Here is a 6,696-nt window from a genome sequence, read left to right on the forward strand (position 1 = left end):
GCCGACCGCGGCCGGGGCCTGACCGGCCAGACGAGTCAGTCGATCAGCCATGGACGGATGCTCAGGACGGGAGAGACTCATAAGCACAGTCTGCCCGCCACCTCGCCTGGCCGGAGAACCGCTGTTACAGCTCTGCGGCATTGAGGAACCCCAAGCGGGCCCGGATGCGCCCGTGCGGTGCGCCCGCATCCAGGCCGGGTTGTCATGCCCGTTTACCCCGTGCGATGAAAAGCCCGCACAGGTGCGGTCATACGCACCACGGCGCCCACATGTACTGACGGATTCAGATGGTGGTCGCTTGCGAGAGCTCCCGCATCCGCCGGTACAGGGTGGCCCGGGACATGCCGAGATCGCGGGCGACCTGGGTGGCCGGCTCCCCAGACTCGATCAGCCGCAGCGCGTTGCGGATCTGGGAGTCAGTGAAGGTCTGGCGGCGCCCGCCGAGGTCCTTGCCGGCGGCCCGGCGCTTGGCCACCGAGTCGGTGATCCGCTCCCGCTTGATCTCCAACTCCATCTGCGCCAGGGCGGCCATGACTGTGAAGACCATGGACCCCATCGGGGTGGCCGTGTCCACGTCTCCCCCACCCAGGTTCAGCACCCGCAGCCCGGCCCCTCTCCCCCGCAGCGCCTCGGCGAAGGCCAGCATGTTCTGCGTCGACCGCCCCAGACGGTCCAGTGTCGTGATGACCAGCGTGTCGCCCGGCTCGAGGGCGGCCACCGCCTTGTCGAAGGCGGGACGGGACGCACGGCTTCCAGACACTCCACTGTCGACGTACGCGTCATCACGTCGAACGCCGGCATTCAGAAGGTCAGACACTTGGCGGTCTGCGTCTTGCTGCCGTGTCGACACCCGGGCGTAGCCGATCAACTTCCCCATGTCCACCCCATCTGTCTCGCAACCAACGTTGAGTATCCGATTCTAGAGGCATGGATAAAGCACAAAGATGCGAGACACCCCGATCCGCGGAATCATGCGGACGCAAATTTCCCGGACGAGACGTCTCGCATCCCATGCTTTACGAGGCGACACTGTAAGTTCAGCTCATACTGTATAGTTCAGCGAATGCTGACTATTGTTTCTCGTGTTGACGTGATGAACCGGTTGGGCCGGGCGATGGCCGACCCCACCCGGTCGCGGATCCTGATGACCTTGCTGGAACGGCCGGCCTACCCGGCCGAACTGGCGCGGGACTTGGGGCTGACCCGGTCGAACGTGTCGAACCACCTGGCGTGCTTGCGGGACTGCGGGATCGCGGTCGCCGTGGCCGAGGGCCGCCAGACCCGGTACGAGATCGCCGATGCACACCTGGCGCGGGCGCTGACTGCTCTGATCGAGGTCACCCTCGCGGTGGATGAGAGTGCCCCGTGCCTGGACCCGGCCTGCTCCGTGCCCGGCTGCTGCGAGAAGGGGGTGGGCGCGTGATCCTGTCCTCAACCCTCCAGGCGATCGGTCTGTTCCTGGTTACCAACATCGACGACATCATCGTGTTATCCCTGTTCTTCGGCCGTGGTGCGGGCCAGCGTGGGACCACCGTCCGAATCCTGGTCGGCCAGTACCTCGGCTTCGCCGGCATCCTGGGTGCGGCAGTGCTCGTGTCCTTAGGCGCGGGCGCGTTCTTGCCCCCGGGGGTCATCCCCTACTTCGGGCTCATCCCGCTGGGCCTGGGAGTGTGGGCGGCCTGGCAGGGGTGGCGCAGAGGCGAAGACGATGATGACGACGCCAAGATCGAGGGCAAGAATGTCGCCGTCTGGACCGTGGCCGGGGTGACCTTCGCCAACGGCGGGGACAACATCGGCGTCTACGCCCCGGCCTTCCTCAGCGTCGGCCCGGGGGCTGTGGCTGCCTACTGCATCGTGTTCCTGGCCCTGGTCGCGGTGCTGGTGGGCCTGGCCAAGTTCGTCGCCACCCGCCGACCGATCGCCGAGGTCCTGGAGCGCTGGGAACACATCCTGTTCCCCATCGTGCTGATCGGCTTGGGTTTCTTCATCCTGGTCAGCGGCGGGGCCTTCGGTTTCTAACCACGCTTCCTGATCGGCAGCCTCCACCACAAAGAGATCTCCGGCCATTGTCGATGCCGACGTCCTGGCGATCGTTGCTGGCCCCAGCTTGCGGACAGTGTCGTTCCTGGATGGACAGCCCTTGCCGCCACGTATCTCAGCAAGAATGCCGCCACACACCTGCAACAGTCACACCTCTGCTGGAGGTCGTCGGAGAGACGCGCAGAAACGACCGTTTTTACACGCTTACCCCTTGTTCTATTACTACACACCGTGTAAAGTGATAAGTGTCAGGGAGGCAACCCCCGGCAACACACTGAAAAGACACGCCATGCGATACGCCACGATGAACGATGCCGTTGCCCACGAAGTCATCCCCGCCCTGGGTGAACTCACCGATCAGTATGACCTCGATGCGATTGCCGCCGAGTGCATCACCCAGCACCACCACGAGAACGATCGCGGCCAGACCGTCGGGAACGTGTGGTTCGAGCTGAGCGTGACGACTGATGAGTTTTGGGCCTCAGTGGCCCGCCACGAGCGGGCATGAGAAAAGCGCCCCGGCCAGGTTTGCAAGCTGGGCCGGGGCGCTTCCCCGCCTGCGCGGGGAATGTCCCGAAAGGACACCCCAGCGTACCCAGCGACTCCAACAAGAAGAAGATGAGATGCAGGTCTACCTCTCCGCGACCGAAGCCGCCGTGCGGCAGGGCCTCACCCGCGAGGGTTTTTATCACCGGCTGCGCCGCTACCCGCTGCCCCCGGATGCGATGATCGGCAAGACGAAAGGGTGGTTGCCCGAGACCATCGACGCTCATGCGGCGACGATCCCGCCGCCCGGCCCACCCGCTCACGAGACCCGCACGTCCAACCCGCAGACCCCGTGAGAATCGGATACGCCCGCGTGAGCACCCGGGAGCAATCAGCCTCCCTGGAGACCCAACGCGCAGCCCTGACGGCCGCAGGATGCGAACGCGTCTTCACGGACACGATCAGCGGTGCGCGCTCCACTCGCCCCGGCCTCGACGCCGCGCGCAGCCACCTGCGTACCGGCGATTCCCTGGTGGTCACCCGCCTGGACCGGCTAGGCCGGTCCATGCGCGACACCGTGAACACCGCCGCCGAGCTGAACGAGGAAGGCGTGCGGCTGGTGCTGCTGGACATGGGCCTGGACACCGCCACCCGCCAGGGGCGGCTGATGGTGGGCATCCTCTCCGCCCTGGCGCGGCAGGAGCTAGAGACCATCCAGGAGCGCACCCGCGTAGGACTGGAACACGCACGAGCACAGGGCCGCGTGGGCGGCCGCCCACCGAAGCTCAACCCCTCCCAGCGCGCGGCCGCGCTGGCCGCGCTACGTGGCGGGCTGTCCGTGTCCGAAGTCGCGGCACTGCACGGGGTGAGCCGCTGGACCATCACACGGCTACGCGACGCAACCTCTGCGGAGGAGTGACACCCGCCCCCGGGCCCCGACGTGGTTGACGTGGGCACGTCCCCAGATCGCTCGGCACTTGGCGTGCGCCAAGCGCACGGCCTGTGCGAAAGCCAGGCGGGTCCTCTACCGGGTCAGGCGCACATAGGAGTCGGAGAGCAATTCCTGCCGCTCCAGTGCGGTGCGGCATCGGCGGGGCGCGCCGATGATCTTGTCCATGATGGTGTCGAGCTGGTCATGGGCGCGCACCAGTTCAGGCGTCATGCCCAGCGCCGCGTAGTGCTCATCCAATGGCCGGTCGGAATGTTGCGCCCGGGCATCGAGAATCTTGGTACCAGCAGAGGCCAACGCCGCGCGTTGCTCGTCGCTCAGCGCGGGCATGGGGAAGTTGTTCCAGGTGATGGTGCTGGAGAAAGAGGGTCGCGACTCCAGGCGCCCGCCCACGGTTTTCATCCAGGTCCAAAACATGGAGGAGGAGGCTACGGCGAAGATGATGCCGTGCGGGTCCACGGCCCCGTAGACCTTGTTCGAGATGATGACCTCAGGTTCGAAATGGGAGACCGGCAAGTAGTGGCGGTTTTCGCTGCTGACCTCGGGGATGCCCACGAAGGGGACGTCGGAAACCAGCCCGAGCTGGCGGAAAAGGTGCGGGAACCGGGCCCAGTCCTGCGTGGTGGGTGCCTTAGAGGCTTGACGGGAGGCAGCAACCGCTTCGAGACGGCGTTTGAGCTCGGGAGAGCGCGCGGGGTCACCGGGGTTCATATCCCGCAGCCACAGACACCAGCGTCTGCGGTTGCTCAGCAGCTCCTTGGACCCGACGTAGGGCCGCACGTAAGGGGCCATCACGGGGTCGGCCATCACGGCGTCATACTCCGTCGGGGTGATGACAAAGTTGCCATCGTCGGTAGCCATGGAACCCTTGACGACCTTGGGGAGGTCCGGGGCCAGCGGGGTGGTGCGTTTGCCGACCAGGACTTCGGGGCCGTCCACGAGGTAGGCGTTGATGGTCTTGACCCCGGAGACCTCGGCCGGGGCGGAGCGCACCGTGGCGTAGTCCCACAACCGGCGTTTTGTGGCGCGGTCACGGGTGAAGCCGATGATGACGCAGTGCACAGCAGCTTTTCCGGGGGCCTCAGAGTCCCACTGGAAGGTGCGGTGGGCGAACTTGATGCGCCACCCGGCATCGTAGATCGGCTCGAACAACCGGGCTGTCTGGTCGCCTTGGGTGATGGAGTTAGTGGTCACGAACGCCCACTTGCCGTAACGGTTCTCCAGCAGTCGCAACGTCATTGCGTGCCAACTGGTGACGAAATCCAACCGGGAGAGCTGCTTAGCACCACCCCAGGCTTGGCGCATTAACGACAGCTGCGGTGCGGGTGTGGTCCCCCAGAAACGGTGGGTTGCCGAAGACGTAGGTCTGCCCGGTTGGTTCGGGCAGGGTCTGGGCCCAGTCCAAGGTCAAGGCGTCGTGATGGACGATGTGAGCGGTGATGCGGATCGGCAGGCGGTTCGGTGCCGCACCGCGGGCTTTAGCCAGGGCGAGGTTGGCCTGGTGGTCCACGAGGAACATTGCGGTCTCAGCGATTTTCGCCGGCCACCAGTTGATCTCGAAACCCCAGAACCGGTCGATGGTCAGCTTCTGCTCGAAGCTCACGTCATACGTCAGGTCCATCGTGCCCCACCGCTTAGAGCGGGCGACGATCAAATCCGTCTCAATCTCACGCAACCGTGCATAGGCGACGTTCAAGAAGTTCCCCGCCCCACAGGCTGGGTCAAGGTAGAGGTTCGCTGCCATCTCGTCCTGGAGCTCATTGAACTCCCGGCGGGTGGCGGACTTCTTGGCGATCAACCGGTCCGCGCGGGTCCGGTACTCGTCCAAGAACAGCGGGCCGATGGTTTTGAGGATGTTCGCCTCAGAGGTGTAGTGCTCACCGTCCCCACGGCGGGCCTGCTTGGACTTCACCAACTGGAACAGGGCACCGAAGACCGCGGGGGAGATGTGCGTCCACCTAAACCGGCAAGCCTCAATCAGGGCTTGGCGCATCTCGGCAGTGAGGTACGGCACCGGGGACGAGCCGTCGAAGATGCCGCCGTTGACGTAGGGGAACTTCGCCAAGGTAGCCGGCACCCGTCGGCGCTGAGACTCGGGAGTGTTCAACAGGTTGAACAGCCCTTGGAGCTGCGGGCCGAGGTTGTCCGCGGTGGTGTCGGACTCCACCCAGCGGCGGAACAGATCGTCTTCCCACAGCCCGGCGTCATCGCCGTAGAGCAGGAACAGCAGCCGGGTTAACAGCACCGAAGCCTCCTGAGCCAAGGCGTCCTCGTCCTCAGGATTAGTCGGGGGTTCATCGCCGACACCCTGATCGGCCTCGTCCCCGACCACTGCCTGCCACAGCGCAGCCATGCGCGCCGCCGCGTCCAGGGACGCGGCCTTCTCCTCAGCCTTGGTGACGGTCTCCTGTCCGGCCAAGAACATCAGCTGATCGACATGGGCCGGGGCATCGGCCAAATCGAACTCGACCGTCCAGGGATCATCACCCATCCGCTCCACCCGCAGGTGCGCGAAATCGGTGACCAGCACAAATCTCGGCCATTCGAAGGAGTTGATCGACCCGCCCGAGAGGTAGTCCAAAGCCTGACGGTGGGCCTTGCCCAGGTCCTCACCCAGGGACTTGGCCTCACCGATGGCCACACCCGACCAGAAAAAGTCGATGTACCCGGTGCCCCCGGTGGAAGCCCGGGTGGCGTCTCGTTCGAACAAGTCCATCCGCTCCGGGATCACCCCGAAACAGCGCAGCAGGGCAGACCAGAACTGCTGCGCGTAGGACCTCTCGGTGTGCGTCTGCCCGTTCGCCCGCCACCCCTCGATACGCTCCGTCCACTCCCGAGCGAACTTCGTTAGGGCGTCACGTGCGGTTCCACGGTCCATTTGCGTCTGCATAGATCAAGGCTAATAGCTGCTTCCAGTGCAGACGTGCACCCGCATGAGCGTGGAGCGCGCCCGGGCATGGGGTCAAGAAGGGGGCATCCATCGAAGCTAAGCGCCGTTCAGCGCGCGGCCGCGTTGCGGTGGTGCACGACCGACCAATCACGCTCCACCGACTGGGCCTCACCTTTTAGTTATGAATAGCCTTAGCCTTGATCCACCGATGAGCATGCTGGGCTTGGGCCGCAATTAAAGACGGGATGCCCGTCTGACCGGAGTTGAGCCCCCGATAGTGGTGTAGCGCGGTGGTCTTGCTCGTCGTTGCCGACGAGAGCGCGGCCACCGT

The 6,696-nt window shown here is 65.1% G+C and carries 8 protein-coding genes; 5 read left to right on the forward strand and 3 right to left on the reverse strand.

What is annotated here, in order from left to right:
- Positions 1-283: 283 nt before the first annotated feature.
- Positions 284-877, reverse strand: a complete 594-nt coding sequence (locus RF646_RS13090) for a recombinase family protein (protein WP_368836218.1) — start codon at positions 875-877, stop codon at positions 284-286.
- 186 nt (positions 878-1,063) lie between these two features.
- On the opposite strand from RF646_RS13090, the gene RF646_RS13095 reads away from it, so the two are divergent.
- From RF646_RS13095 to RF646_RS13115, 5 genes are all read left to right on the forward strand, one after another.
- Complete coding sequence (locus RF646_RS13095; RefSeq protein ID WP_167317930.1) at positions 1,064-1,423, forward strand: helix-turn-helix transcriptional regulator; 360 nt, start codon at positions 1,064-1,066, stop codon at positions 1,421-1,423.
- Positions 1,420-2,019, forward strand: coding sequence for a cadmium resistance transporter (locus RF646_RS13100; RefSeq protein WP_058954997.1), 600 nt, complete (start codon positions 1,420-1,422; stop codon positions 2,017-2,019). The genes RF646_RS13095 and RF646_RS13100 overlap by 4 nt, the downstream gene beginning before the upstream one ends.
- A gap of 310 nt (positions 2,020-2,329) precedes the next feature.
- On the forward strand, positions 2,330-2,548 hold the full coding sequence (locus RF646_RS13105; RefSeq protein ID WP_167317928.1) for a hypothetical protein: 219 nt from the start codon (positions 2,330-2,332) through the stop codon (positions 2,546-2,548).
- A gap of 115 nt (positions 2,549-2,663) precedes the next feature.
- The gene (locus tag RF646_RS13110) at positions 2,664-2,882 is read left to right on the forward strand and encodes an XRE family transcriptional regulator (protein ID WP_167317927.1); all 219 of its coding nucleotides are present in this window, start codon (positions 2,664-2,666) and stop codon (positions 2,880-2,882) included.
- Complete coding sequence (locus tag RF646_RS13115) at positions 2,879-3,445, forward strand: recombinase family protein (protein WP_368836219.1); 567 nt, start codon at positions 2,879-2,881, stop codon at positions 3,443-3,445. Before RF646_RS13110 ends, RF646_RS13115 begins: the two co-directional genes overlap by 4 nt.
- Before the next feature lie 105 nt (positions 3,446-3,550).
- Here the strand turns inward: RF646_RS13115 and RF646_RS13120 are convergent, their stop codons facing one another.
- Together RF646_RS13120 and RF646_RS13125 are read right to left on the reverse strand one after the other, a co-directional pair.
- Positions 3,551-4,780 (reverse strand): type IIL restriction-modification enzyme MmeI, encoded by a 1,230-nt coding sequence (locus RF646_RS13120; protein WP_368836220.1) that lies wholly within the window; start codon positions 4,778-4,780, stop codon positions 3,551-3,553.
- Entirely contained in the window at positions 4,755-6,365 is a 1,611-nt protein-coding gene (locus RF646_RS13125; RefSeq protein WP_368836221.1) for a DNA methyltransferase, read from the reverse strand. Before RF646_RS13125 ends, RF646_RS13120 begins: the two co-directional genes overlap by 26 nt.
- Between the last annotated feature and the right edge of the window lie 331 nt (positions 6,366-6,696).

This window comes from Kocuria sp. CPCC 205261 (genome assembly GCF_040981025.1).
Classification (GTDB): Bacteria; Actinomycetota; Actinomycetes; order Actinomycetales; family Micrococcaceae; genus Kocuria; species Kocuria marina.

What these genes read in the sequence shown, in the direction of transcription:
- RF646_RS13105 (WP_167317928.1), top strand. Translation starts at nt 2,330, where the DNA reads ATGCGATACGCCACGATGAACGATGCCGTTGCCCACGAAGTCATCCCC.
- RF646_RS13120 (WP_368836220.1), bottom strand. Translation starts at nt 4,780, where the DNA reads ATGCGCCAAGCCTGGGGTGGTGCTAAGCAGCTCTCCCGGTTGGATTTC.
- RF646_RS13125 (WP_368836221.1), bottom strand. Translation starts at nt 6,365, where the DNA reads ATGCAGACGCAAATGGACCGTGGAACCGCACGTGACGCCCTAACGAAG.
- RF646_RS13110 (WP_167317927.1), top strand. Translation starts at nt 2,664, where the DNA reads ATGCAGGTCTACCTCTCCGCGACCGAAGCCGCCGTGCGGCAGGGCCTC.
- RF646_RS13090 (WP_368836218.1), bottom strand. Translation starts at nt 877, where the DNA reads ATGGGGAAGTTGATCGGCTACGCCCGGGTGTCGACACGGCAGCAAGAC.
- RF646_RS13095 (WP_167317930.1), top strand. Translation starts at nt 1,064, where the DNA reads ATGCTGACTATTGTTTCTCGTGTTGACGTGATGAACCGGTTGGGCCGG.